The organism is Rhizobium alarense (assembly GCF_021555155.1).
GTDB classification, from domain to species: domain Bacteria; phylum Pseudomonadota; class Alphaproteobacteria; order Rhizobiales; family Rhizobiaceae; genus Rhizobium_D; species Rhizobium_D alarense.
The window spans coordinates 16,148-41,272 of the sequence record NZ_JAKGBU010000011.1 but is presented as its reverse complement, the minus strand read 5'-3'; the positions used below and the strand labels follow the sequence as shown (position 1 = coordinate 41,272).

The following is a 25,125-nucleotide window of genomic DNA, read 5'->3' as shown; positions in this document are numbered from 1 at the left end:
CGGGGTCTCGTTCTGCCTCCGCGGTCTTGCGCAACGCTTCCGTATGCAATGACGACCCTCCCCGCGTTGCGCCGGCCTCTGCCTCTTGGGAACAGATAGCAGAGCCGGCGCGAAAGCAAAACCGCCCGTGCCGGACTGCGGGCGGTGGCCTTTGGCGTCAAGCGTTCGCGACGAAGGGTTCCGGTCGGCGGGCCGCCGTCTGTCGTGCCACCATCCAGCCGGGATATTCGGGCGCAAGCGCGCTCACCTCGTCGAGCCTTAGCAACTCGTCGGGCCCCAATGCGAGGTCGACGGCCTTCAGGTTCTGCTCGAGCTGTTCCATGCGCTTTGCCCCGATGATGACGCTGGTGACGAAGGGCTTGGCAAGGATGTAGGCGAGCGCCACTTCGGCGACGCTGACGCCGCGCGTCTCGGCGATCACCCGCATGACGGCGACGACGTCCCAGGCCTTGTCCTTGTCGACCGGCGGAAAGTCGAAATTCGCCCTGCGACCCTCGCCATTGCCGGGCGCGCCGGGACCATATTTGCCGGAGAGCAACCCGCCTGCAAGCGGCGACCAGACCATGAGGCCCAGCTTCTCCTCGTTCATGAGCGGCACGATCTCGCGCTCCAGGTCCCGGCCGGCGATCGAATAATAGGCCTGGATCGTCTCGAACCGGGCATAACCGCGTCGCTCCGAAATGCCGAGCGCCTTGGCAACGCGCCAGGCCTGCCAGTTGGAAAGCCCGACATAGCGGACGAGGCCGCGGCTCACGAGATCGTCGAGCGCCCGCAGCGTCTCCTCGATCGGCGTCACCATGTCCGTGCCGTGGATCTGGTAGAGGTCGATATGGTCCGTCTGCAGCCGCTCGAGGCTCGCCTCGACGGAATCCATGATGTGACCGCGCGAGGCGCCGCGGTCGTTCGGCCCCTCGCCCGTCTGTCCGAGGAACTTGGTGGCGATGACGACGTCTTTGCGCTTGACGCCAAGGTTCTTCAACGCCTGGCCGAGAATGCGTTCCGACTGACCGAAGGAATAGACGTCCGCCGTGTCGATGAAATTGATGCCGGCGCCGAGCGCCCGTGCGACAATGGCATCGGCCGCCTGCTGATCGAGGTCGGCGATCTGGCCCCAGAGGCTCGCCCCGCCGGCCTCGCCGAAGGTCATTGTTCCGAGGCAAAGTTCGGAGACGAAAAGGCCGGTATTGCCCAATTGATTGTAGCGCATGGAAAAACTCCCCCGCCTGTGCGGTCGGTTGATGATGGCTGAAATATCGTGATCGTGCTTTTAAGGTCCGCAGGGCGCGGACGCGGCGCTTATAGCTGCGCCTTCTTGCTGCACAAGGGATATAGGAACCCGGTGGCGAGGGTTGCAAGACCCCGCGTCGTCATGCCCGTGCGACGCGCCGCTTTTTCCGCCGAACCTCGTTCTCCATCACGGACAACATGAAACGGTCGACGAAGGCATTGAAGGCTTCGGGCTGCTCCCAGAACGGCGCATGGCCCGCTCCCTCGATAAGCTGCGGCTCGCCGCCATGAAGCATCGGCACCGACAGCCCGTCGAAATAGCCGAGACGGACGAACGGTTCGTCGGCGCCGTTGACGAAGGCCACCGGCACCTCGGCAGTCTCGATGGCCCGGCGCTGGTCGGTGCCGTCGCCGCGCATCATGCTCTGGGTGAAGATCGCCCGCATGCGGCCATCGGATCGCAGGATGTCGTCGCGGAACCGGCCATCGGAGCGGCGGCCGAAGCACAGCCGCTCGAAACGCTCTGCATCGCGCGGCGTGAAGGTCTGCTTCGACGCGAGCAGCAGGTCGAACGACGGGCTGAAGCCTTTCAGCATGCCGAGGAAACCGCCCTGAACCGGCGGCGCGCCGCCGCAGACCAGGCCCGCAATGGCGGCGTTGCGCGCCAGCAGTTCGATCGCCACATGCCCGCCGAGCGACCAGCCATAGACGACGACGCGCGACAGGCGGCAGCGGCGGAGCACCTCTGCCAGGCAGTCCGCAAGACCGCTGACCGTGTACCCCGACTGCGGATCGGCAGCATCCTCCGACCGGCCGTGCCCCGGAAGGTCCACTGCGATCAGCCGCCAGTGCCGCGCAAGTTCGCTGTCGAACTGCTTCTCGAAGACACGGGCGGAATAGGACGACCCGTGGATCAGCAGCAGGGGAAAGCCGGAACCGCCGACATCGGTCACGACGACCGCGCCGCAGCGGGTCGGGATGGAAAACGTCCTTGCTCGCACTGGATGGGATCGGTCTGAAGAGCGCATGCCGCACAGTCTCACGATAACCTCTACGGAGTGTGCACATCTATCGTGAAGAAAACCTAACCGCTTGCTTTAAATGGGACATCCTCTGGCGACCGCAGCCGCCGCATTGCCACCCCGCCGACCAGCCGCTATGGTTCTCCCTTCTTGGGGCAGAGGCTTCCGGCCGAAGGAGCAGCCTGCGCCCTGCACGAACGATTGAGCGGTGCGATGGTGGTGCTGGATATTGCGGTGACGATCGTGAGCCTGATGGTCGTCGGGTTCTATACATGGTCGCTGAAGGGGCACTTTTCGTCGCCGACGATGCCGGACGGCGCGAAGGTGATCTCGGCGGCCGTGACCGCTTCGACCCTCTTCTTCCTCTACCTGATCTGGTCGAGGGAGCAGTCGGGGACCGCGCAGGGCATAGGCCTTCTGCTGGAGATCGCCGCCGCGGTGCTCTTCTGGTGGGCCGTCTCCGCCTCGCGCCGGGCACGGCTGCGTTTCGCCTTCGATGCCGACCATCCGGACAGCATCGTGACGGAAGGCCCCTACCGCTATGTCCGGCATCCCTTCTATTCGTCCTATATCGTCTTCTGGTCCGGCTGGGCGCTCGCGACGCAGACGATCTGGGCCATCGTGCCGGTCGTCGCCTTCGTGGCAATCTACATTGTCGCCGCCCGCGACGAGGAGCGCAAGTTCGGCAACACCGCGCTCGCCCCCACCTATGCAGACTACAAGAGCCGGACGGGTTTCCTGTTTCCGCGCCTGACGCGGGGCTGACGTCGAATCAGGGCGCGCTCGTTTCCGAAAGCGCTTCGCCAGAACCCTTGCCGCCGGGCGCACCGCCGCCTGTCCCCGCCCTCGTGTCCGGATCGGCATGCGGTCGCCGGATCAGGGGCGCGGCCGCCATGACGAGACTGTCCAGCCCCTCGCCGCCATGGTGGTCGATGATCTCGAAGAGCGCGCGACGCATGCGCGGCTCCCAGAACTTGTTGATGTGGGTGGCGACACCCAGCGGGCCGTCTTCCCGCGGCTGGGAATGGAAGAACGTGGCGATCTGGTTCGCCATGCGCACAAGCTTCTGATCGGTGGACATGCCTTTGTTCCCCTCTAGCCGTTGCCGGCCTTCAGCGCCGCGGCGCTCGCCGACGGGACGCGCTCGGCCCCGGTGAAAATCTCGAACTCGTCGCCGCGCACCAGCGCGATCAGCGTCATGCCCGCCTGTTCCGCCGTGCGGATGGCAAGCGCCGTCGGCGCGGAAATGGCGATGATGAAGGGGCTGCCGACGATCGCCGTCTTCTGCACCATCTCGACCGAAACCCGGCTGGTGACGACGACGGCACCGGCCGCACCCTTGTAGCCCGCGCGCGCGGCAGCACCCGCCAGCTTGTCGAGCGCATTGTGCCGGCCGACGTCTTCCCGGACCGCGATCAACCCCTGTCCCGGCACATAGAATCCCGCACCATGTACGGCGCGCGTCGCCATATGCAGCGGCTGTTGACCGTTCAGCAGGTGAACCGCCTCCGCTACCTCGTCTTCCGACAACGTAAGCGGAGACACACGCACTGACGGCGTCTCGCGCACCGCCTGCTCGATCGATTCGATGCCGCAGAGACCGCAGCCGACAGGCCCCGCCATGTGGCGCCGGCGCGCGACGAGCGCGTCGTTCCGCGCGTCCGCCAGGCGGATCTGCACGTCGATGCCCTTGTCCTCGACCACCGGCTCGATCGCCTCGATCTCGGACGGATCGGCGATGATGCCTTCGGTGAGGCTGAAGCCGACCGCGAAATCCTCGAGATCGGCCGGCGTCGCCATCATGACGGCATGGGTCGACCCCGCATAGGAAAAGGCGATCGCCGTCTCCTCCGGAACGACGCGGCTGCCGTCGGCAAGCCGCCCGTTGCGGCGGGCACGTTCGGAAACGAGGGCCGTCGTTGCGATGTCCGGCACGGGAACCGTCCTTACTCCGCCGCCTCCAGCTTGCCGGAGATCCGGCGCGACTGGCGGGCGAGTTCGTCATATTCGACCTGCCACTCCGACGGACCGTTGGAGGGCGAGACCTGCACGGCCGTCACCTTATATTCCGGGCAGTTGGTTGCCCAGTCGGAGAAGTCGGTGGTGATGACGTTCGCCTGCGTGTTCGGATGGTGAAAAGTCGTGTAGACGACGCCCGGCGCCACGCGATCGGTGATGACCGCCCTCAGCGTCGTGTCGCCGGATCGGCTGGCAAGCCGCACCCAGTCGCCCTCGCGGATGCCGCGGTTTTCAGCGTCGTGCGGATGGATTTCGAGCACGTCTTCCGCATGCCAGACGACGTTTTCCGTGCGCCGGGTCTGCGCGCCCACATTGTACTGGCTGAGGATGCGGCCGGTCGTCAGCAGCAGCGGGAAGCGCGGGCCGGTCTTCTCGTCGGTCGCGACATATTCGGTGCGGATGAACTTGCCCTTGCCGCGCACGAAACCGTTGACATGCATGATCGGCGAGCCTTCCGGCGCCTTCTCGTTGCAGGGCCACTGCACCGAGCCCATCTTCTCGAGATAGTCGTAGGAGACGAGCGCAAAGCTCGGCGTCGTCGCCGCGATCTCGTCCATGACCTGCGAGGGATGGGTGTAGTTCCAGTCGAGGCCCATTGCCTGCGCGAGCTTCTGGGTGACTTCCCAGTCGGCAAGGCCGTTCTTCGGCGTCATCACGCGGCGCACGCGGTTGATGCGGCGCTCGGCATTGGTGAAGGTGCCGTCCTTCTCGAGGAAGGTCGAGCCCGGCAGGAAGACATGGGCGTAGTTGGCCGTCTCGTTCAGGAAGAGATCCTGCACGACGACGCATTCCATCGCGGCGAGACCGGCCGACACATGTTTCGTGTCCGGGTCGGACTGGAGGATGTCCTCGCCCTGGATGTAGATGCCCTTGAACGAACCATCGACGGCGGCGTCCAGCATGTTCGGGATGCGCAGGCCCGGCTCGTTGTTGAGCGTGACGCCCCAGAGCTTCTCGAAGATGTCGCGCGTCGCGTCGTCCGAGATGTGGCGGTAGCCGGGCAGCTCGTGCGGGAACGAGCCCATGTCGCAGGAGCCCTGCACGTTGTTCTGGCCGCGCAGCGGGTTCACGCCGACACCCGGGCGGCCGATATTGCCGGTCGCCATCGCGAGGTTGGCGATCCCCATCACGGTCGTCGAGCCCTGGCTGTGCTCGGTGACGCCGAGGCCGTAATAGATTGCGCCGTTGCCGCCGGTCGCAAAGAGCCGGGCGGCACCGCGGATCAGGTCCGCCTTGACGCCGGAGAATTTCTCCACTTCTTCCGGGCTGTGGCGCGGTTCGGCGACGAAGGAGGCCCAGTCCTCGAATTCCGACCAGTCGCAGCGCTCGCGGATGAAGGCCTCGTCGTAGAGCCCCTCCGTCACGATGACATGAGCGAGTGCCGTGACGATCGCGACATTGGTGCCCGGCTTCAGCGGCAGGTGATAGGAAGCCTCGACATGTGGCCCCTTGACGAGATCGATGCGGCGCGGATCGATGACGATGAGCTTGGCGCCCTGGCGCAGCCGCTTCTTCAGCCGCGAGGCGAAGACCGGGTGGCCATCCGTCGGATTGGCGCCGATGACGATGACGACGTCGGTATACTCGACAGAATCGAAGTTCTGCGTGCCGGCCGAGGTGCCGAAAGCCTGGCCGAGGCCGTAGCCGGTCGGCGAATGACAGACGCGGGCGCATGTATCGACATTGTTGTTGCCGAAGCCGGCGCGGATCAGCTTCTGGACGAGATAGGTTTCCTCGTTGGTGCAGCGCGACGAGGTGATGCCGCCGATCGATTCGCGGCCATACTGATACTGGATGCGGCGAAACTCGGAAGCGACGTGGGAGAACGCTTCTTCCCAGGTGACTTCACGCCACGGATCCGAGATGTTTTCGCGGATCATCGGGTTGAGGATGCGCTCTTTGTGAGTGGCGTAACCCCAGGCGAAGCGGCCCTTGACGCAGGAATGGCCGCGGTTCGCCTGCCCGTCCTTCCAGGGCACCATGCGCACGAGTTCCTCGCCGCGCATTTCCGCCTTGAAGGAACAGCCGACGCCGCAATAGGCGCAGGTGGTGACGACCGAATGTTCCGGCTGGCCGATGTTGATGACCGACTTTTCCGTCAGCGTCGCCGTCGGGCAGGCCTGCACGCAGGCGCCGCAGGAGACGCATTCGGACTCGACGAAATTTTCGTGCATCCCGGGCGACACCCGGCTTTCGAAGCCGCGACCCTCGATCGTCAGCGCGAAGGTGCCCTGCACCTCCTCGCAGGCGCGAACGCAGCGCGAGCAGACGATGCACTTCGACGGATCATAGGTGAAATAGGGGTTCGACTCGTCCTTCGGCATCCACTTGGCGTTGATGTCGCCATTGTTACGGGCCTTGACGTGGTTGTCGCCCTCGTAACCATAACGCACGTCGCGCAGGCCGACGGCACCGGCCATGTCCTGCAGCTCGCAGTCGCCATTGGCCGCGCAGGTCAGACAGTCGAGCGGATGGTCGGAGATGTAGAGCTCCATCACACCCTTGCGAAGCTGCTTCAACCGCCCCGTCTGCGTGTGCACGACCATGCCGGGCGCCACCGACGTGGTGCAGGAGGACGGCGTGCCGTTGCGCCCCTCGATTTCCACAAGGCAGAGCCGGCAGGAGCCGAAGGCGTCCACCATGTCGGTGGCGCAGAGCTTCGGGATCTGGATGCCGGCCTCCATCGAGGCGCGCATGACGGAGGTGCCTTCCGGCACGGTGATCTCGAACCCGTCGACGGTGAGCGTCACCGTCTTTTCGGAGCGGGAAGCGGGCGTGCCATAGTCGATTTCTGGAACGAGGGACATGGAATCACTCCGCTGCTTCGGCGGCCGGCGCCGGCGAGAAATCTTCGGGGAAATGGTTCATCGCGCTCATGACCGGATAGGGCGTGAAGCCGCCGAGCGCGCAGAGCGAACCGAACTTCATCGTATTGCAGAGGTCAGCCAGAAGTTCGCGGTTCTTCTCGGGCTCGATGCCCTGCGCAATCCGGTCGGCCGTCTCGACGCCGCGCGTCGAGCCGATGCGACAGGGCGTGCACTTGCCGCAGCTTTCGACGGCGCAGAATTCCATGGCGAAGCGCGCCTGCTTCAGCATGTCGGCCGTGTCGTCGAAGACGGTGATGCCGGCATGGCCGATCAGCCCGTCCTTGGCCGCGAAGGACTCGTAGTCGAAGGGCGTATCGAACAGCGCGCGCGGGAAATAGGCGCCGAGCGGCCCGCCGACCTGCACCGCCTTCACCGGCCGGCCCGTTGCCGTGCCGCCGCCGATAGTATCGACGATCTGGCCCAGCGTCAGGCCGAAGGCGGTCTCGTAGAGGCCGCCATGCCTGACGTTGCCGGCGATCTGGATCGGGATCGTGCCGCGCGAGCGGCCCATGCCGAAATCCTTGTAGAAGGCGGCACCCTTGTCCAGAATGATCGGCACGGAGGCGAGCGAGATGACGTTGTTGACCACGGTCGGTCGGCCCATGAAGCCTTGGAGCGCCGGCAGCGGCGGCTTGGCGCGCACGATGCCGCGCTTGCCTTCCAGGCTGTTCAGCAGCGCCGTTTCCTCGCCGCAGACATAGGCGCCGGCGCCAACGCGGATTTCCATGTCGAAGGCCTTGCCGGAACCGATGACCGACTGCCCGAGCACGCCGGCGGCACGCGCCACCGTCACGGCCTCGTTCATCACGGCAATGGCATGCGGATATTCCGAGCGGATATAGACGAAACCCTTCGTCGCGCCCGTCGCAAGCCCGGCAATCGCCATGCCCTCGATCAGCACGAAGGGATCGCCCTCCATGATCATGCGGTCGGCAAAGGTGGCGCTGTCGCCCTCGTCGGCATTGCAGACGATATATTTCCTCTCGCCCTTCTCTGCATTTATGGGCGCGTCGTGCACGGTCTTCCACTTGATGCCGGTCGGGAAGCCGGCGCCGCCGCGACCGCGCAGGCCGCTGTCGGTGACCTGCTGGACCACGTCGGCCGGCACCATGCCGGTCGCCTTTTCGAGACCGCGCAGTCCGCCATGGGCCTTATAGTCGTCGAGCGAGACCGGATCGGTGATGCCGCAGCGGGCGAAGGTCAGCCGTGTCTGGGTCTTCAGGAACGGAATCTCCTCCGTCGGCCCGAGACAGAGCGCGTGCGCCTTGCCTTCCACAAGACCCGCATCGAGCAGGCCGGCGACGTCGGACGCCTTGACCGGGCCGTAGGCGATGCGCCCGTTCGCGGTCTCCACCTCGACCAGCGGCTCCAGCCAGTGCAGGCCGCGCGAGCCGTTGCGCACGATCACGACGTCGAGATTGCGGCTCGCGATTTCCTCGGCGAAGGCCTTGGCAACCTTCTCGGCACCCAGAGCGAGGGCGGCGGCATCGCGCGGGACATAGAGGCGAACGGTCATCGGCGCGCCTCCGCGATCATCTCCCGGGCCGTCTCGACATCCATCCGGCCAAACACCTCGCCGTCGAGCATCACGGCGGGTGCGCAGGAACAGAGCCCGAGACAGTAGACGGGTTCGAGCGTCACCGCCCCATCCGGCGTCGTCTGGTGGAACTCGATGCTGAGCAGCGATTTGACGCGCTCGGCGAGCGCATCGCCGCCCATCGACTGGCAGGCTTCGGCGCGACAGAGCTTCAGCACATGGCGTCCGGTCGGGTGATCGCGATAGTCATGGTAGAAGGTGACGACGCCGTGCACCTCGGCGCGCGACAGGTTGAGTTCCCGCGCGATCACCGGCAGGCTTTCCTGCGGCACATAGCCGAACTCGGCCTGTATCTCGTGCAGGATGGGCAACAGCGGCCCTTCGAGCCCCTTCAGTTCGGCGACGATCGCCAAAGTTCTCGCTCCGACGTCGCCGGATACGTGCAGATTCATGAACAGACCTCCCGCATCGCGACGATCGAAGCCTCGCTTCCGGGGATTCCGCACCGGCCCGCAACTCCTCTTGCGGCCGGCGGGATCGCAACCATCGATCCTCGCGCCTTGATCCGACAAGCTTCTCAAGGATGCGGAAGGGGGTCAATAATGCAGTCCCGTCGAATGATAGAAAAAAACTATCAATCGAGACCAATCTCCGCGAGTATTCGCGCCTCGTGCAGCAACGCCGAGACAAGGGGCGTGAAAGGTTCGCGGTGGGTTGCGACGAGGCCGACCATATGGTGAGGTTCCGGTTCCACGAGAGAAACTACACTAATTTCCTCATGAAATCCGAACGATTTCGCCACGTTTCGCGGCATAATGCTGCACCAGTGCCCCGTTCGTACATGCGAGAAGAGCACGATCATCGAGTTCGACTCGAGCGTCGGCTTCACCGCGACGCCCGCTTCCGCAAAGTGCCGGTTGATGATGCGCCGGTTTTGCATGTCGGCGGTCAATAGACAAAGGCTAAGATCGCCCGCCTCCTTCCATGTCACCCGTTCGCGATCCGCAAAGGGACCGCCCTTCGCCGTCACGAGACAGTAGTGCTCCTGCAGGAGGGGCACGCTCGTGACGCGCCCGAGCGGCTCGTTTTCCAGGTAGGTGAGGCCAGCGTCGATCTCAAGGTTTTCGAGCAGGCTGAGGATCTGCAGCGAATTGGTGGAAAAGACGGAGAAGGTGACGTCCGGATGCTTCCGCTGGAACGGCGCGGTCACCTTCGGCACCATGGCAAGAGTCGTCGGGATGGCGGCGAGCCGGATATGGCCGGACAGGCCGGTGCGTGCCGCGCGCATCTCCTCGCGCATGGTGCGTGCGTCGCCGACGATACGGCGCGCCCATTCGAGCACCCGCTGGCCTTCCGGTGTCAGCCCCTGGAAACGCGAGCCGCGATTGACGAGCATGACGCCGAGTTGGTCCTCAAGCTGCCGGATCGCCGCCGAAAGGGTCGGCTGGGAAATGCCGAGTTCCTCCGCGGCGCGGGCGAAATGCCGCTCCCGGGCAAGCGCGATGAAATATTCCAGCTTGTCGATCATGCGACCCTCCGCTCCCCTCCCCTTCATACAAAAGAACGGTGGCGGCACAAACCTCTTGCGCCATATAGAGGGTGAACGGGAAATACAGGGAGCGGAGCATGACCTTCCGGGCGTTGCTGGTGGAAAAGAACGAGGATGGCGCGATCGTCGCCTCCGTCAAGGACCTCGACGACGGCCTGCTGCCGAACGGCGACGTCACGGTGGCGGTCGAATATTCGACCCTCAACTACAAGGACGCGCTGTGCATCGAGGGCAAGGGCGGCCTCGTGCGCAATTTTCCGCACGTTCCGGGCGTCGACTTCGCCGGCACGGTGGAAACGTCGGACGATCCACGCTTCCGGCGCGGCGACCGGGTGGTTCTGACCGGCTGGCGCGTCGGCGAGATCCGGTGGGGCGGCCACGCGACCCGCGCCCGGGTGAAGGCGGACTGGCTGGTGCCGCTGCCCGACGAAATCTCGACGCGGCAGGCGATGGCGATCGGCACGGCGGGCCTCACGGCCATGCTCGCCGTCACGGCACTTGAAAAGGCGGGGCTGTCGCCGACGCGCGGCGAGGTGCTGGTCACCGGTGCTGCCGGCGGCGTCGGCTCGGTCGCCGTGGCGATCCTGGCAAAGCTCGGCTACGAGATCGCCGCCGTGACCGGGCGGCCGGAGGCGGCCGGCTACCTGAAGGAACTCGGCGCGACGGAAATCGTCGACCGCGCAGCGCTTGCCGAACCGAGCAGCAAGCCACTTGAATCGGAACGCTGGGCCGCCGCCATCGACGCGGTCGGCGGCGAGATGCTGGGACGCGTCCTCAAGCAGATGAAATACGGTGCGCCGGTTGCCGCGATCGGTCTCGCCGGCGGCGCGGCCGTGCCTTCCTTTACCGTCATACCCTTCCTGCTCAGGGGCGTCAGTTTGATCGGCATCGATTCCGTCATGCGGCCCTACGACCAGCGGCTCGATGCCTGGCACCGGCTCGCGACGGACCTGCCCTTCGACAAGCTCACCGGCATGGTGAGCGAATATGGGCTCGCCGATCTGCCGGACCTGGCGCAGTCGATCCTCAAGGGCGGCATCAGGGGCCGTGCGGTCATCGACGTCCGGCGCTGAGCACCCCCCGTGCCACAAGACGCGGTCAGCAGATGAGCTGGCCGCCATTCACCTCGAGAACCTGTCCGGTCACGTAGCCGGACAGCGCCTGCGCGGCGAGGAACAGATAGGCCGGCGCGCAATCCTCCGCCGTGCCGAGGCGCTGCAGCGGGATCGTTCGGCGCGTCGCCTCCAGCTTTTCCGGCGAGGAATAGCGCTCGTGGAAATCCGTCGTGATGGTCCCCGGCGAGACGCAGTTGACGCGGATGCCGTCGGGTGCGAGTTCGCGGGCAAGAGCCTTGGAATAGGTGGAGACGAAGGCCTTCGTCGCCGAATAGATCGCTGAGCCGGGACTCCCGCCGGTCAGCGCCGAGATCGAGACGGTGTTGACGATCGCCGCATGCGGCGCGCGGCGCAGATAGGGCAGCAGGCCGCGCGTCACCGCGACGACCGACGTCTGGTTGAGGCGCACCACCGTTTCATATTGCTCGTCCGTGAGTTCGCCCGCCGGGTATCGCCCGACCATCGTGCCGGCATTGTTCACCAGCACATCGACCTGCGGAAACAGGCTGTCGACCCGGCTTACGACACGATCGACGCCGCCCGGCGCGAGGAAATCCGCGTGCACCACATGTGCGCGCGCCTCGGCGATCGCGCTTTCGAGAAATTCGGGCATCGCCCCCTGCTGGCTCCGCCCGCCGTGCAGCAGCACATGCGCGCCGCAATCCAGGAACTGCCGGGCCACTTCGAGCCCTATGCCGCGTCCGGCGCCGGTGACGACGACGCTGGCGCCCTTGAACAGGGACGGGTGGAACATGGCGCATCTCCTCCTCATGCGGACAGCCGGTCTGCGGCCAGTATCACAAAAAAGCGCCGGAGCTCCAAGAAGATGCCCGGGACGAATTGCTACGCTTTCGTTTTCCGATATTATGAAAGAAAACGAAAGCAAAGGGAGGTGCTTATGTTTCTGACGGGCCGCCAGACGGAAATCCTGGACCTGGCGAAGGTTGAGGGCCGTGTTCTCGTCGAGGATCTTGCAACGCGCTTCTCCGTTACGCCGCAGACGATCCGGAAGGATCTGAACGACCTTTGCGACAACAAGGTGCTGACCCGCATCCATGGCGGCGCGCTCTTTCCGAGCGGCAACGAGAATGTCAAATACGAGGCGCGCCGCTCGATCGCCGCGCCCGAAAAACAGGCGATCGGCAAGGCAGCCGCCAGCATGATCCCCGACAATTCGTCGCTCTTCATCAATATCGGCACCACGACCGAAGCCGTCGGCGAGGCGCTGCTGGATCACCGGGAACTGATGGTCATCACCAACAACATCAATGTGGCCAACAGGTTGCGTGTTTACCCGTCGATAGAGGTGGTGATCGCCGGCGGGGTCGTACGGGGCGCGGACGGCGGCATCGTCGGCGAGGCGGCGGTCGACTTCATCCGGCAGTTCAAGGTGGACTATGCCGTCATCGGCGTTTCCGCCATCGACCACGACGGTGCGCTGCTCGACTTCGACTATCGGGAGGTCAAAGTGGCGCAGGCGATCATCGCCAATGCCCGCCATGTCATCCTTGTGTCGGATTCGACGAAGTTCGAGCGCACGGCACCCGTGCGGATCGGCCATCTTTCCCAGGTGCATACGTTCATCACGGACCACTGTCCGGTGGACGTGATTCGCGACATCTGCGTCGAACATGACGTCCGTCTCGTGGAAACGCTCGAAAATCCCGCGGCAAAGGCATCGTAATTTCCTTAGACATTCGTTTGACATTCGAACGGTTTTCGTTTTAACTCTTCTTGCTTTCGCATATGCGCAAAATTGTGCAATGCGAAATGGGAGGGGAATATTCAGTGGACGACGTGATCCAGGACATCTTTGTCATTGGCGGCGGCATCAACGGCTGCGGCATCGCACGTGATGCGGCGGGCCGTGGATATTCCGTCGTGCTCGCCGAGATGAAGGATTTCGCGTCCGGCACCTCATCCGCCTCCACGAAACTCATTCATGGCGGCCTGCGCTATCTCGAGCACTACGAGTTCCGCCTCGTGCGGGAAGCGCTGATGGAACGCGAAGTGCTGTGGGCGATGGCGCCGCACGTCATCTGGCCGATGCGCTTCGTCCTGCCCTTCCAGAAAGGCGGCCTGCGCCCCGCCTGGCTCATCCGCCTCGGCCTCTTTCTTTATGACCATATCGGCGGCCGCAAGCTGCTGCCGGCGACGCGCACGCTGGACATGGCGCGAGATCCGTCCGGCAAGCCGCTGAAGAGCCTGTTCCGCAAGGCCTTCGAATATTCGGACGGATGGGTCGACGATGCGCGCCTCGTCGTGCTCAACGCCCGCGACGCCGCCGACCGCGGCGCCGACATAAGGGTTCGCACAAAGGTCGTCGCGGCGCGCCGCGAGAACGGTCACTGGAACGTCGAGACAGAAAATACGGAGACCGGAGACCGCGAGACCGTGCGCGCCCGCATGCTGGTCAACGCTGCCGGTCCTTGGGTGGACAAGGTGCTCGCCACCTCGCTCGGCCGCAACGACGTTCACAATGTACGGCTCGTCCAGGGCAGCCATATCGTGGTGAAGAAGAAATTCGCCGATCCGCGTGCTTATTTCTTCCAGAACCCGGATGGGCGGATCATGTTCGCCATACCTTACGAAGAAGACTTCACGCTGATCGGCACGACGGACCGGGATTACCAGGGCGATCCGCGCGACGTGCGTATCAGCGACGAGGAGATCGACTATCTCTGCCGGTCCGCCAGCGAATATTTTGCCGAACCCGTCCGGTCGGACGACATCGTCTGGACCTATTCGGGCGTGCGGCCGCTGTTCGACGACGGCGCGAGCAAGGCGCAGGAAGCGACCCGCGACTACGTGCTGAAGCTCGAGGGTGGCGGCACGCAGGCGCCGCTTCTCAATATCTTCGGCGGCAAGCTCACCACCTATCGCCGCCTGGCGGAATCCGCCCTTGAGAAGATCGGCGAGGCGATCGGCGACAAGGGCGTGAAATGGACCGCGAATTCTCGCCTGCCGGGCGGCGACTTTCCGGCCACGACCTTCGATGCGCAGGTGGCCGCACTTTCAAAAAGTCACCCGTTTCTTACGAAAGACCATGGCCGCCGTCTCGTTCGCTTGTATGGAACCAACGCAGCGGCGATACTGGGTTCGGCAACATCGCTTGCCGACCTCGGCCGCCACTTCGGCAGCGACCTCTATGAGGCCGAAGTCCGCTGGCTGATGAAGGAGGAATGGGCCCGGCACGCGGAGGACGTGCTGTGGCGTCGCACGAAACGTGGATTGCATCTCACCGCCGCCGAAGTGGCCGCGCTGGAAGACTATATGGCGGAGGCCAACAGGTCGACCCACTAGCGCCGAGTCCGATGGCTGGGAGGAACATTGGAGACATGAATGCTTGAACTCAGGAACATCACGAAGATGGCGGGGGCGGAAACGCATATCCACCCGACCAATCTCGTGCTCGAACGCGGCACGCTCAACGTGCTGCTCGGTCCGACGCTTTCGGGCAAGACGTCGCTCATGCGCCTCATGGCGGGCCTTGATCGCCCGACGACCGGCTCCGTCTGGTTCGACGGCGCGGATGTGACCGGCGTGCGTGTGCAGGATCGCAGCATCGCCATGGTTTACCAGCAGTTCATCAACTATCCGGCGCTGACGGTCTACGAGAACATCGCTTCGCCGATGCGCATCAAGGGCGCGGACAAGGCGACGATCGACCGCGAGGTCCGCAAGGCTGCGGACCTTTTGAAGCTCGGCCCCTATCTCGACCGCACGCCGCTCAACCTGTCCGGCGGACAACAGCAACGCACCGCCCTCGCCCGCGCCATTGTCAAGAACGCCAGCCTGGTGCTGCTCGACGAGCCGCTCGCCAATCTCGACTACAAGCTGCGCGAGGAACTGCGCGAGGAACTGCCGAAGATCTTCGCCGCCTCTGGCGCAATCTTCGTCTATGCGACGACGGAACCTTCCGAGGCGCTGCTTCTCGGCGGCAATACCGCAACCTTGTCGGAGGGGCGCATCACCCAGTTCGGCAGCACGATCGACGTCTATCGCCGCCCGACGGATCTCAAGACCGCCCGCACCTTCGCCGACCCGCCGCTCAACACCATGGCGGTCTTGAAGAGCGGTGGCCATTTCGAGGTCGCCGGCAGGCCGGTCCTGCCCGTGCCCGCGCATCTTGCCGCCCTGCCGGACGGCTCCTGCACGATCGCCTTCCATCCGCATCACCTCTCGCTCGCGAGCCAGCATGCCTCCTCCGCCAGCCTGGTCGTGCGCACCGCGATCTCGGAGATCGCCGGATCGGAGAGTTTCATTCACATCGAATTCGAGGGCAGCCGCTGGGTCATGCTGTCGCCCGGCATCCACGACATCGAACCCGACGCGATCATCACGATCCACGTCGACACGCGCCACCTGATGGCCTTCGGCACGGACGGCAGGGCGATCGCCGAACCGACTGCGGCGGCGGCCTGAGGAGAAAGACCATGGCACGCATCAATCTCGACCACATCCGCCACGCCTATGGCGAGAAGCCGAAGTCGGAAGCCGACTACGCGCTGAAGGAAGTGCACCACGAATGGAAGGACGGCGGCGCCTATGCGCTGCTCGGCCCTTCCGGCTGCGGCAAGACCACGCTGCTCAACATCATCTCGGGGCTGCTCCAGCCGTCCGAAGGCCGCATCCTCTTCGACGGCAAGGACGTGACCTACCTGTCGACCCAGGAGCGCAACATCGCGCAGGTCTTCCAGTTCCCGGTCATCTACGACACGATGACGGTCTACGACAATCTCGCATTCCCGCTGCGCAACCGCGGCGTCGCCGAGCCTGAAGTCGACCGCCGCGTGCGGGAAATCCTCGAGATGATCGATCTCGCCGACTGGGCGAAGAAGACGGCGCGCGGTCTTACCGCCGACCAGAAGCAGAAGATCTCGCTCGGCCGCGGCCTCGTGCGCAACGACGTCAACGCCATCCTCTTCGACGAGCCGCTGACGGTCATCGATCCGCACATGAAATGGGTGCTGCGGTCGCAGCTCAAGAAGCTGCACCGCCAGTTCGGCTTCACCATGGTCTATGTCACGCATGACCAGACCGAGGCACTGACCTTCGCCGACAAGGTCGTCGTGATGTATGACGGCCAGATCGTGCAGATCGGCACGCCGGCCGAACTTTTCGAGCGGCCGAGCCACACCTTCGTCGGCTATTTTATCGGCTCGCCGGGCATGAACGTGCTGCCGGCATCCATTGATGGAAGCAGCGTCAAGATCGGTGAGCAAACGCTTACGCTCGGCTACAAGCCGCAGATCGCCGTGGGCGCCAGGACCGAGCTCGGCATCCGGCCGGAATTCATCGCGCTTTCCCGCGACGGCATGCCTGTCTCGATCAGCAAGGTGGAGGACATCGGGCGCCAGAAGATCGTTCGTGCCGAGTTCGCCGGCAAGCCGATCGCGATCGTCGTCGACGAGGATGGCGAGATCCCGGCCGAACCGCGCGTCACCTTCGATCCGGCCGCCATCAACATCTACGCCGACAGCTGGCGTATCGGCAGGGAGGGCTGACGATGAACAAGACCTGGAACAACAAGGCCTGGTTCATGGTCCTGCCCGTTCTGCTGCTCGTCGCCTTCTCGGCGGTGATCCCGCTGATGACGGTGGTGAACTATTCGATCCAGGACACCTTCGGCAACAACCAGTTCTTCTGGGCCGGCACCGACTGGTTCGCGGACGTGCTCGAGTCCGACCGCTTCTGGGAAGCGCTCGGCCGCAACCTGCTCTTCTCGGCCATCATCCTGACGATCGAGATCCCGCTCGGCATCCTGATCGCGCTCAACATGCCGAAGAAGGGTCTCGGCGTGCCTGTCTGCCTCGTTCTGATGGCGCTGCCGCTCCTCATCCCGTGGAACGTCGTCGGCACGATCTGGCAGGTCTTCGGCCGCGTCGATATCGGCCTGCTCGGCCGCACGCTCTACCTGCTCGGCGTCAACTACAACTACGTCAACAACGTCTTCGATGCCTGGATCACGCTGATCGTCATGGATGTCTGGCACTGGACGAGCCTCGTCGTGCTGCTCTGCTATGCCGGTCTCGTCTCGATCCCGGAAGCCTATTACCAGGCCGCCAAGATCGACGGCGCCTCGCGCTGGGCCGTTTTCCGCTACATCCAGTTGCCGAAGATGAAGCGCGTGCTGCTGATCGCCTTCCTGCTGCGCTTCATGGACAGTTTCATGATCTACACCGAGCCCTTCGTCGTCACCGGCGGTGGTCCCGGCAACTCGACCACCTTCCTGTCGATCGACCTCGTCAAGATGGCGATCGGCCAGTTCGACCTCGGCCCGGCCGCGGCGATGTCCATCATCTACTTCCTGATCATCCTTCTGCTGTCGTGGATCTTCTACACGGTCATGACCAGCAGCGACGAACAGGCGTGAGGGAGGAAACCATGACCACACAGGCAACCACCGCCACCACGATGGCATCGAGCAGCGCCCCTGCGGCGACGCGTTCCGTCGCAAGGCCGAAGAGCCGCAGCCTCTCCTGGCTCGTCCCGACGCTCTACATCCTGTTCCTGATGCTGCCGATCTACTGGCTCGTCAACATGAGCTTCAAGACGAACCAGGAGATCACCGGCGCCTTCTCGCTCTGGCCGACCAGCCCGACGCTTCGGAACTACATCGTCATCTTCACCGACCCGGCCTGGTATTCCGGCTACATCAACTCGATCCTGTATGTCGTGCTGAACACGATCATCTCGGTCTCCGTTGCGCTGCCGGCGGCCTATGCCTTCTCGCGCTACCGCTTCCTCGGCGACAAGCATCTGTTCTTCTGGCTGCTGACGAACCGGATGGCGCCGCCGGCCGTCTTCGCGCTGCCCTTCTTCCAGCTCTATTCGGCCTTCGGCCTGATCGACACGCATATTGCGGTGGCCATCGCCCACTGCCTGTTCAACGTGCCGCTGGCGGTCTGGATCCTGGAAGGCTTCATGTCGGGCGTGCCGAAGGAAATCGACGAGACGGCCTATATCGACGGCTACTCGTTCCCCAAGTTCTTCGCGAAGATCTTCGTGCCGCTGATCGCGTCCGGCATCGGCGTCGCCGCCTTCTTCTGCTTCATGTTCTCCTGGGTCGAACTGCTGATCGCCCGCACGCTGACGACGACGGACGCCAAGCCGATCGCCGCCACCATGACACGCACGGTCTCGGCCTCCGGCATGGACTGGGGCGTGCTCGCCGCCGCCGGCGTGCTCACCATCATCCCGGGCGCGCTCGTGATCTACTTCGTCCGCAACTACATCGCCAAGGGCTTCGCCCTGGGGAGGGTTTGATGACCGCCGTCGCCAATCGCAACACCCGCTGGCCGATCGCGCTTGCCGCCGTTCTCGCCACCTATGCCGCCGCGGCAGGACTGCTCGTCATGGCGCTGCCCGTCAAGGACGGCGAGCGCGACTGGTTCGCCGCGCTCGTCCCCGGCGGCTGGATGGCCTGGTCCTTCCCGAGCGCCATGTTCTTCCTGACGATCTTCGCCTTGCTCGCGCTGATGGCCGTCTGGGAATATGCGCGGCCCGGCGGCAGCCCGCGCGTCGGCATCCTGCGCTTCGAAACGACCCGCGGCGACCGGCTCTTCGTGTCGCTGCTCGGTTCCGCATTCATTCATCTCGCATGGCTGGGGCTCGTCGGCTCCGGCCTGTGGTGGGCTCTTGCCTTGTCCGTGGTCTACGCCATCGGCGTATTCCGCTACGTGTAAGGCAAATCGAATTGGGGGGCCTCGGGGAGATGGGGTCCTTCATACATGCAATCGCTAACCCCAAGGGAGGATTATTATGCGAAAGCATCTTCTGACGACGACGGCAGCCGTGCTGCTGGCGTTTACCGGCACCGCGTTCGCGGACATGGATGCCGCCAAGACATTCCTGGATGCGGAAATCGGCGACATGTCGACGCTCGACCGCGCTGCCCAGGAAGCCGAAATGCAGTGGTTCGTCGATGCTGCGAAGCCCTTCGCAGGCATGGAGATCAAGGTTGTATCCGAGACGATCACCACGCATGAATACGAATCGAAGGTTCTCGCGCCGGCCTTCACGGCGATCACGGGCATCAAGGTCACCCACGACCTGATCGGCGAGGGCGACGTCGTCGAAAAGCTGCAGACGCAGATGCAGTCGGGCGAAAATGTCTATGACGCCTATGTCAACGATTCGGACCTGATCGGCACCCACTGGCGCTACCAGCAGGCCCGCTCGCTGACCGACTGGATGGCAAATGAAGGCAAGGACGTCACCAATCCGGGCCTCGACCTCGAGGACTTCATCGGCCTGAAGTTCACCACCGCTCCCGACGGCGACCTCTACCAGCTGCCCGACCAGCAGTTCGCCAACCTCTACTGGTTCCGCTACGACTGGTTCAACGACGAGAAGAACAAGGCGGACTTCAAGGCGAAGTACGGTTACGACCTCGGCGTTCCGGTCAACTGGTCGGCCTATGAGGACATCGCCGAGTTCTTCACCGGCCGCGACGTGGACGGCAAGAAGGTCTACGGCCACATGGACTACGGCAAGAAGGACCCGTCGCTCGGCTGGCGCTTCACCGACGCCTGGCTCTCGATGGCCGGCAACGGCGACAAGGGCCTGCCGAACGGCCTGCCGGTCGACGAATGGGGTATCAAGGTCGACGCGGATTCCCGTCCGGTCGGCTCGTGCGTCGCGCGCGGCGGCGACACCAACGGCCCGGCCTCGGTCTACGCCATCCAGAAATACCTCGACTGGCTGAAGGCCTATGCGCCGGCCGCCGCCCAGGGCATGACCTTCTCGGAATCCGGTCCCGTCCCGTCGCAGGGCGAGATCGCCCAGCAGATGTTCATGTACACGGCGTTCACCGCGGACCTCGTCAAGGATGGCCTGCCGGTGGTGAACGAGGACGGCACGCCGAAGTGGCGTTTCGCTCCGAGCCCGCATGGGGTCTACTGGAAGGACGGCATGAAGCTCGGTTATCAGGACGTGGGCTCCTGGACGCTGCTGAAGTCCACGCCGGACGACCGCGCCAAGGCCGCCTGGCTCTATGCGCAGTTCGTCGTCTCTAAGACGATCGACGTCAAGAAGAGCCATGTCGGCCTGACGCTGATCCGCGAATCGTCGATCCGGCATGACAGCTTCACGGAGCGCGCTCCGAAGCTCGGCGGCCTGATCGAGTTCTACCGTTCGCCGGCCCGCGTCCAGTGGTCGCCGACCGGCACGAACGTTCCGGACTATCCGAAGCTGGCCCAGCTGTGGTGGCAGGCGATCGGCGACGCATCCTCGGGTGCGAAGACGGCGCAGGAAGCCATGGACTCGCTGTGCGCCGAGCAGGAACAGGTGATGGAGCGCCTCGAGCGCGCCGGCATCCAGGGCGACATCGGCCCGAAGCTCGCCGAAGAGCACGACCTCGCATATTGGAACGCGGAAGCCGTCAAGGCCGGCAACCTCGCTCCGCAGCTCAAGGTCGAGAACGAGAAGGAACAGCCGGTCACCGTCAACTATGACGAACTGGTCAAGAGCTGGCAGGAATAAGCCCCTGGTCGCGCGCGACACGCGCGAATAAATCCGCGCCGCCCGGGGTCATGTCCCGGGCGGCGTTTTCTGTTCTCCGGAGGGCGGCTCCGCGACACGGCCGTCCACCAGATGGATGCGGCGGCTCATGCGGCCCGCCATGTCGAGATCGTGCGTCACCGCGACGACCGTCTTGCCGCGCACCTCCACCAGGTCGGCCAGGATCTGGAAGACCTGCTCGGAATTCTTGCTGTCGAGGCTGCCCGTCGGCTCGTCTGCGAGAACGAGCGGCGGGTCGTTCGCCAGCGACCGCGCGACCGCGACGCGCTGCCTCTGGCCACCCGAGAGCTGGTCCGGCCGCTTGTCGAGATGATCCCCGAGCCCGAGCGCGCCCAGCAGTTCGCCCGCCCGCTCCCGCATCGCGTGCCGCGACAGCCGCCCGAGCTTGCGCATCGGGATTTCGACATTCTGCCGCGCGGTGAACTCCGGCAGCAGGAAATGGAACTGGAACACGAAGCCGATCATCGCGAGGCGCGTCTCGGCCCTCTCCTCCTCTTCCATCTGCATCGTGTCGCGGCCCCCGACGAGGATCTCGCCCGCGGTCGGCCTGTCGAGAAGACCGAGAAGGTAGAGCAGCGACGACTTTCCGGACCCGGACGGGCCGGTGATGGCGATGAATTCCCTTTCGCCGATCGTCAGCGAGACGTCCTTGACGAGCGTCACCGGCACCGTCTCCTGCAGGATGCGGGTCACGTTGCGTGCTTCGATCAGCGCGCTCATGTGGCGCCCCGGATGATGTCGACCGGATTGAGGCGCGCCGCGCGCCGTGCCGGCAGGTAACCGGCGACGGCGGACGAGCCCAGCGCGAAGCCGGCCGCGATCCCGTAGTGCAGCAGACTCCAGGCCATCGGCAGACGCGTCATCTCCTGGCCGGTCGCGGCGAGCTCGAAACGGACGAGCGACAGCGCATAGACCAGTGACAGCCCCAGGAGCCAGCCGAGCGCCGAACCCGCGGCGCCGATCGCCAGACCTTCCAGCAGGAACATCCGGGTCACGTCCTTCTCGGCAAAACCCAGTGACTTCATGATGGCGATGTCGCGCACCTTTTCATGGGTGATCGTCGAGATGATGTTGAAGATGCCGAAACCTGCCACCAGCATGATTGCGGCCACCACGGTGTACATGATGACGTTGCGCACCACGAGCGCCTCGAGGATCGACTCGTTCGCCTCCTGCCAGGCCAGGGCCTTGTAGCCGAGTTCCGCCTCCGCGCGCCGGGCGACGCCGGGCGCGGCATCGGGATCGTCGAGCTTGATGCGGATTTCGTTGATCGCATTGGGCCGCACGCTGAGGATCTGCGCATTCTTCAGCAGCACATAGGCCTCGCCCTCGTCCCGTGCCGTGGTGCCGGTGTGGAACAGGCCGGCGATGCGAAAGGCTTTCGTGATCCCCTCGGACGATACCGCGCTGATCGTGTCACCCATGCCGGCGCCGAGCCGGTCCGCCATCGTGTCGCCGATGACCACATTGTTGCCGCCCGCCGACAGCACCTCGAAGCTGCCGGATACGAAATCGCCGACGATGGGCGACACCGCCCGTTCGGCGGATGGCTCCACCCCGATCACCGAAGCCCCGACTTCGCGCCCCGCATAGCGGATGACACCCTGCGTGCGCAGCGACGGCGCCAGGCGTCCCGGGATCCATGCCTCGAGCCAGGCCGTCGCCTCGGTGGGATTGATGATCCCCCGGCGATCCTCGCGTGGCCGCAAGCCGAAGATCTCGGATGCCGCGAAGACATCCTCGGCCGGCTGGCGCTCCGCCGCACGGTGTTCGTCGGTCACCTCGACATGCGGCATCGTGTTGACCAGCTGCTCGACGAAATCGTCCTGCCCGCCCTGCATCAGCGCCGCCATGGCGATCGAGAAGCCGACCCCGACGGCGACGCCGAGGACGGCGACGAGCGTCTGACGCCCGCGCCCGGCGATATGGGTGACGGCGATGTCGAGGATCAGCCGCATGTCAGCGTTCCTCGACCTGCCGGACGCGAACCCGATCGCCGTCGACGAGGTCGGTCGGATAGGGCGAGATCACCCGCGCGGACTCACCAAGGCCATCAAGAACCTCCACCCCCGTCGCGCCGCGGATACCGCCCGTGATGGTCCGCTCCCGCGCCCGGTCCCCGTCGACCTCGAAGAGCGTATTGCCCTTCAGGACGCCCGGCGGGACCAGCAGCGCGTCCCCGACGACCCGGATGATGATGTTGACGTCGGTGGACATGCCGATCAGCAAGGGTGTCTCCGCGGGCAGGCGGAGGCGCACGCGATAGGTCTTCGTGACGGGATCGCCCTTCGGCGTGATCGAATCGACGGTGGCGTCGAGGGGCCGGTCGGGAAAGGCATCCGACTTGATCAGGGCTTTCTGACCGACCTCGACCCTTGGAATGTCCTCTTCGTTGACATCGGCGATGACGATCAGCGGCGAGCGGTCTCCAACCCACAGAAGGACCGTTCCCGGGTCCGCCACCTCGCCGACCTCGCCGTCCTGGCGAAGAACGACGCCGTTGATCGGCGCCCTCAGCACATAGCCTTCGAGCCTGGCAATCTGCCCGGCCACCAGGGCTTCCAGTTGAATGACCTCGCTTTGCGCCCGGTCGACCGCTTGCCGGGACGCGGTGTTCCGCTCGGCGAGGACATTGGAGCGGCGCAACTCCTCTTGCGCCAGCGAGAGACGCGCCTGCAGTTCGGCAAGCGTCGCACGCGCCTGGCTGTCGTCGAGCCGTGCCAGCACGTCGCCCTTCTTGACGCGCTCTGCCTCGCAATCGCATTGCTCGACGATTCGCTCGCGAATGAGGGGCGCGACCTTGGCCCAGGTCAGCGGCTCGACCGTGCCGCTCGCATAGACGATTTCCGCCGCGTCGCCGCGAAACGGCGTCGCCACGTCGACGGGCGTCGGACGCCTCAGATAGAGCCAGCCGGCCGCACCGGCGGCAGCAAGGATGGCAACGGCATAGAGCAGACGCTTGGTTCTCACCTTTGACCTCCGTCTCGTCGTTGCCGACGTCATAGACCAGTTCGTGGCGAGATCATACCGTCGCGGCCGAGCGGGACTTTGATCGGGATCAGGGAGACCGGCACCGTCGCACGCGGGCACCGGCGGCCGACACCGCCCACGAGGCCGGGGCGGTGTCGGTTCGTCTAAAGCCTCGTCGCCGTCAGCCGCTCCTCGTCGAGCACCACGCCGAGACCGGGGGCGTCGCCGAGCTCCAGCCAGCCCTTGTTGTGCCTCAGCGGCGTCGCCATCGGATAGTCGCGCCGCGCCTCGCTCCACTCCGGATTGTCATAGGGGTACTCCAGGAAGGGTGCGTCGCCGGCGCCTGCCGTCAGGTGGGCATTGGCCAGGACACCGATGCCATTGGTCCATGAATGCGGCGTGAAGGTCACGCCGGCCTCGCGCGCCTGGTAGACGAGGCGGCGGCAGCCGGTGATTCCGCCGACCAGCGCCACGTCCGGCTGGATCACGTCGAAGGCGCGCTCTTCGATGATGTCGCGGAACTCGGAGAGCTCGCGCGTCATCTCGCCGCCGGCGATCCGGACGGATGTCGCTTCCTTCAGCGCCTTCATGCCCTCGCGGTCGGAGCGGAACAGCGGTTCCTCCATCCAGTAGACGCCGAGCCGCTCCAGCTCTCTGGCAACCGTCAAGGCGTCCTTGAAGGTCCAGGGCAGCGTCGTGTCCCAGGGCATTCGCCAGCCCTGGTTGCAGTCGACCATGAGGTCCAGCCGGTCGCCGACACGCGCGCGGATCGCCTCCAGCGCCTTCACGTCGTCGCGCCAGCCGCCGCGGCCGCCGGCGCTCGACGAGAAGCGCACCTTCATCGCCGGGAAGCCTTCTGCGAGATAGCGCTCCGCCTGGTCCGCCATGGCTGCGGGGTCGCGCAGCACGCCGGAAGACGCATAGAGCCGGACGCGGTCGGAGCGCCCGCCGAGCATGCGCCAGACCGGCTCGCCGGTGACCTTGCCGGCGAGATCCCACAGCGCCAGGTCGAGCGGCCAGCAGCGGCCGTAGTGGAAATTGATGTGCGAGAGAACCTCGTAATGCCGCTCCAGATGACGCGGATCATGGCCGACGAACAGGTCCTCGTGCCCCTCGAACCCCTTCATCAGGTCGCCCGATCCAATGCCCACGCGGCCTCCGTCGTCGGTCACGCGGACGATGGTCGCTTCGAACTGCTTGCGTGGACGGCCGTCCCAGCTCGCCTTGAACGGCGGATCCAGCGGCAGGCGGTGGTGGGTGATCTCGATGGAAACGATCTTGGACACGGGCTACG

Annotated in this window: 23 protein-coding genes; 10 read left to right on the top strand and 13 right to left on the bottom strand. The window is 65.0% G+C overall.

Translation table 11 applies throughout. The features are described 5' to 3' along the window. Nucleotides 1-157: 157 nt before the first annotated feature. Together LXM94_RS05475 and LXM94_RS05470 are read right to left on the bottom strand one after the other, a co-directional pair. Entirely contained in the window at nucleotides 158-1,207 is a 1,050-nt protein-coding gene (locus LXM94_RS05475; protein ID WP_235770149.1) for an aldo/keto reductase, read from the bottom strand. Between the two features lie 160 nt (nucleotides 1,208-1,367). Continuing rightward, nucleotides 1,368-2,228, bottom strand: coding sequence for an alpha/beta fold hydrolase (locus LXM94_RS05470; RefSeq protein WP_235770148.1), 861 nt, complete (start codon nucleotides 2,226-2,228; stop codon nucleotides 1,368-1,370). Between the two features lie 255 nt (nucleotides 2,229-2,483). Here LXM94_RS05470 and LXM94_RS05465 point away from each other — a divergent pair, with 255 nt between their 5' ends. Continuing rightward, the gene (locus tag LXM94_RS05465; RefSeq protein WP_235770147.1) at nucleotides 2,484-3,014 is read left to right on the top strand and encodes a methyltransferase family protein; all 531 of its coding nucleotides are present in this window, start codon (nucleotides 2,484-2,486) and stop codon (nucleotides 3,012-3,014) included. 7 nt (nucleotides 3,015-3,021) lie between these two features. On the opposite strand, the gene LXM94_RS05460 is transcribed toward LXM94_RS05465, so the two are convergent. The 6 genes from LXM94_RS05460 to LXM94_RS05435 all read right to left on the bottom strand — a co-directional run bounded on the left by LXM94_RS05460 (nucleotide 3,022) and on the right by LXM94_RS05435 (nucleotide 10,200). After that, nucleotides 3,022-3,330, bottom strand: a complete 309-nt coding sequence (locus tag LXM94_RS05460; RefSeq protein ID WP_235770146.1) for a formate dehydrogenase subunit delta — start codon at nucleotides 3,328-3,330, stop codon at nucleotides 3,022-3,024. A gap of 14 nt (nucleotides 3,331-3,344) precedes the next feature. Then, nucleotides 3,345-4,184 carry a formate dehydrogenase accessory sulfurtransferase FdhD gene (gene fdhD, locus LXM94_RS05455; protein WP_235770145.1) on the bottom strand — a complete coding sequence of 280 codons (840 nt, stop codon included), beginning with the start codon at nucleotides 4,182-4,184 and terminating at the stop codon, nucleotides 3,345-3,347. Nucleotides 4,185-4,195: 11 nt separating this feature from the next. After that, nucleotides 4,196-7,075 (bottom strand): formate dehydrogenase subunit alpha, encoded by a 2,880-nt coding sequence (gene fdhF, locus LXM94_RS05450; RefSeq protein WP_235770144.1) that lies wholly within the window; start codon nucleotides 7,073-7,075, stop codon nucleotides 4,196-4,198. 4 nt (nucleotides 7,076-7,079) lie between these two features. Beyond that, nucleotides 7,080-8,651 carry a formate dehydrogenase beta subunit gene (locus LXM94_RS05445; protein ID WP_235770143.1) on the bottom strand — a complete coding sequence of 524 codons (1,572 nt, stop codon included), beginning with the start codon at nucleotides 8,649-8,651 and terminating at the stop codon, nucleotides 7,080-7,082. After that, nucleotides 8,648-9,124, bottom strand: a complete 477-nt coding sequence (locus LXM94_RS05440) for a formate dehydrogenase subunit gamma (RefSeq protein ID WP_235770142.1) — start codon at nucleotides 9,122-9,124, stop codon at nucleotides 8,648-8,650. Before LXM94_RS05440 ends, LXM94_RS05445 begins: the two co-directional genes overlap by 4 nt. 182 nt (nucleotides 9,125-9,306) lie before the next feature. After that, on the bottom strand, nucleotides 9,307-10,200 hold the full coding sequence (locus LXM94_RS05435) for a LysR family transcriptional regulator (protein WP_235770141.1): 894 nt from the start codon (nucleotides 10,198-10,200) through the stop codon (nucleotides 9,307-9,309). Between the two features lie 98 nt (nucleotides 10,201-10,298). Here LXM94_RS05435 and LXM94_RS05430 point away from each other — a divergent pair, with 98 nt between their 5' ends. Then, nucleotides 10,299-11,294 carry an MDR family oxidoreductase gene (locus LXM94_RS05430; RefSeq protein ID WP_235770140.1) on the top strand — a complete coding sequence of 332 codons (996 nt, stop codon included), beginning with the start codon at nucleotides 10,299-10,301 and terminating at the stop codon, nucleotides 11,292-11,294. A gap of 25 nt (nucleotides 11,295-11,319) precedes the next feature. Here LXM94_RS05430 and LXM94_RS05425 read toward each other — a convergent pair whose 3' ends face one another. Next, complete coding sequence (locus tag LXM94_RS05425) at nucleotides 11,320-12,090, bottom strand: SDR family NAD(P)-dependent oxidoreductase (RefSeq protein WP_235770139.1); 771 nt, start codon at nucleotides 12,088-12,090, stop codon at nucleotides 11,320-11,322. Nucleotides 12,091-12,234: 144 nt separating this feature from the next. Here LXM94_RS05425 and LXM94_RS05420 point away from each other — a divergent pair, with 144 nt between their 5' ends. From LXM94_RS05420 to LXM94_RS05385, 8 genes are all read left to right on the top strand, one after another. Beyond that, entirely contained in the window at nucleotides 12,235-13,020 is a 786-nt protein-coding gene (locus tag LXM94_RS05420; RefSeq protein WP_235770138.1) for a DeoR/GlpR family DNA-binding transcription regulator, read from the top strand. A gap of 104 nt (nucleotides 13,021-13,124) precedes the next feature. Then, nucleotides 13,125-14,639 carry a glycerol-3-phosphate dehydrogenase gene (gene glpD, locus LXM94_RS05415; protein WP_235770137.1) on the top strand — a complete coding sequence of 505 codons (1,515 nt, stop codon included), beginning with the start codon at nucleotides 13,125-13,127 and terminating at the stop codon, nucleotides 14,637-14,639. Between the two features lie 39 nt (nucleotides 14,640-14,678). Next, nucleotides 14,679-15,761, top strand: a complete 1,083-nt coding sequence (locus LXM94_RS05410; protein WP_235770136.1) for an ABC transporter ATP-binding protein — start codon at nucleotides 14,679-14,681, stop codon at nucleotides 15,759-15,761. Nucleotides 15,762-15,772: 11 nt separating this feature from the next. Further along, nucleotides 15,773-16,843 (top strand): ABC transporter ATP-binding protein, encoded by a 1,071-nt coding sequence (locus LXM94_RS05405; RefSeq protein ID WP_235770135.1) that lies wholly within the window; start codon nucleotides 15,773-15,775, stop codon nucleotides 16,841-16,843. Nucleotides 16,844-16,845: 2 nt separating this feature from the next. After that, nucleotides 16,846-17,712, top strand: a complete 867-nt coding sequence (locus tag LXM94_RS05400) for a carbohydrate ABC transporter permease (RefSeq protein WP_235770134.1) — start codon at nucleotides 16,846-16,848, stop codon at nucleotides 17,710-17,712. Between the two features lie 41 nt (nucleotides 17,713-17,753). Next, nucleotides 17,754-18,605: a carbohydrate ABC transporter permease gene (locus LXM94_RS05395; RefSeq protein WP_235770179.1), complete on the top strand. Its 852-nt coding sequence runs from the start codon at nucleotides 17,754-17,756 to the stop codon at nucleotides 18,603-18,605. Continuing rightward, nucleotides 18,605-19,024, top strand: a complete 420-nt coding sequence (locus tag LXM94_RS05390) for a DUF2160 domain-containing protein (protein ID WP_235770133.1) — start codon at nucleotides 18,605-18,607, stop codon at nucleotides 19,022-19,024. The genes LXM94_RS05395 and LXM94_RS05390 overlap by 1 nt, the downstream gene beginning before the upstream one ends. 76 nt (nucleotides 19,025-19,100) lie before the next feature. Further along, nucleotides 19,101-20,822, top strand: coding sequence for an ABC transporter substrate-binding protein (locus tag LXM94_RS05385; protein ID WP_235770132.1), 1,722 nt, complete (start codon nucleotides 19,101-19,103; stop codon nucleotides 20,820-20,822). Between the two features lie 48 nt (nucleotides 20,823-20,870). Here the strand turns inward: LXM94_RS05385 and LXM94_RS05380 are convergent, their stop codons facing one another. The 4 genes from LXM94_RS05380 to LXM94_RS05365 all read right to left on the bottom strand — a co-directional run bounded on the left by LXM94_RS05380 (nucleotide 20,871) and on the right by LXM94_RS05365 (nucleotide 25,117). Further along, nucleotides 20,871-21,581: an ABC transporter ATP-binding protein gene (locus tag LXM94_RS05380; protein ID WP_235770131.1), complete on the bottom strand. Its 711-nt coding sequence runs from the start codon at nucleotides 21,579-21,581 to the stop codon at nucleotides 20,871-20,873. Continuing rightward, entirely contained in the window at nucleotides 21,578-22,819 is a 1,242-nt protein-coding gene (locus LXM94_RS05375) for an ABC transporter permease (RefSeq protein ID WP_235770130.1), read from the bottom strand. The genes LXM94_RS05380 and LXM94_RS05375 overlap by 4 nt, the downstream gene beginning before the upstream one ends. A 1-nt stretch (nucleotide 22,820) precedes the next feature. Continuing rightward, nucleotides 22,821-23,864 (bottom strand): efflux RND transporter periplasmic adaptor subunit, encoded by a 1,044-nt coding sequence (locus LXM94_RS05370; protein WP_235770129.1) that lies wholly within the window; start codon nucleotides 23,862-23,864, stop codon nucleotides 22,821-22,823. 131 nt (nucleotides 23,865-23,995) lie between these two features. Then, nucleotides 23,996-25,117, bottom strand: coding sequence for a mandelate racemase/muconate lactonizing enzyme family protein (locus LXM94_RS05365; protein ID WP_235770128.1), 1,122 nt, complete (start codon nucleotides 25,115-25,117; stop codon nucleotides 23,996-23,998). Nucleotides 25,118-25,125 lie beyond the last annotated feature (8 nt).

Coding starts and splice junctions, on each gene's coding strand:
- LXM94_RS05370 (WP_235770129.1), bottom strand. CDS start 23,864: ATGACGTCGGCAACGACGAGACGGAGGTCAAAGGTGAGAACCAAGCGT.
- LXM94_RS05460 (WP_235770146.1), bottom strand. CDS start 3,330: ATGTCCACCGATCAGAAGCTTGTGCGCATGGCGAACCAGATCGCCACG.
- LXM94_RS05440 (WP_235770142.1), bottom strand. CDS start 9,124: ATGAATCTGCACGTATCCGGCGACGTCGGAGCGAGAACTTTGGCGATC.
- LXM94_RS05410 (WP_235770136.1), top strand. CDS start 14,679: ATGCTTGAACTCAGGAACATCACGAAGATGGCGGGGGCGGAAACGCAT.
- LXM94_RS05475 (WP_235770149.1), bottom strand. CDS start 1,207: ATGCGCTACAATCAATTGGGCAATACCGGCCTTTTCGTCTCCGAACTT.
- LXM94_RS05375 (WP_235770130.1), bottom strand. CDS start 22,819: ATGCGGCTGATCCTCGACATCGCCGTCACCCATATCGCCGGGCGCGGG.
- LXM94_RS05390 (WP_235770133.1), top strand. CDS start 18,605: ATGACCGCCGTCGCCAATCGCAACACCCGCTGGCCGATCGCGCTTGCC.
- fdhF (WP_235770144.1), bottom strand. CDS start 7,075: ATGTCCCTCGTTCCAGAAATCGACTATGGCACGCCCGCTTCCCGCTCC.
- LXM94_RS05445 (WP_235770143.1), bottom strand. CDS start 8,651: ATGACCGTTCGCCTCTATGTCCCGCGCGATGCCGCCGCCCTCGCTCTG.
- LXM94_RS05435 (WP_235770141.1), bottom strand. CDS start 10,200: ATGATCGACAAGCTGGAATATTTCATCGCGCTTGCCCGGGAGCGGCAT.
- LXM94_RS05420 (WP_235770138.1), top strand. CDS start 12,235: ATGTTTCTGACGGGCCGCCAGACGGAAATCCTGGACCTGGCGAAGGTT.
- LXM94_RS05405 (WP_235770135.1), top strand. CDS start 15,773: ATGGCACGCATCAATCTCGACCACATCCGCCACGCCTATGGCGAGAAG.
- LXM94_RS05395 (WP_235770179.1), top strand. CDS start 17,754: ATGGCATCGAGCAGCGCCCCTGCGGCGACGCGTTCCGTCGCAAGGCCG.
- LXM94_RS05425 (WP_235770139.1), bottom strand. CDS start 12,090: ATGTTCCACCCGTCCCTGTTCAAGGGCGCCAGCGTCGTCGTCACCGGC.
- LXM94_RS05400 (WP_235770134.1), top strand. CDS start 16,846: ATGAACAAGACCTGGAACAACAAGGCCTGGTTCATGGTCCTGCCCGTT.
- LXM94_RS05430 (WP_235770140.1), top strand. CDS start 10,299: ATGACCTTCCGGGCGTTGCTGGTGGAAAAGAACGAGGATGGCGCGATC.
- LXM94_RS05380 (WP_235770131.1), bottom strand. CDS start 21,581: ATGAGCGCGCTGATCGAAGCACGCAACGTGACCCGCATCCTGCAGGAG.
- LXM94_RS05385 (WP_235770132.1), top strand. CDS start 19,101: ATGCGAAAGCATCTTCTGACGACGACGGCAGCCGTGCTGCTGGCGTTT.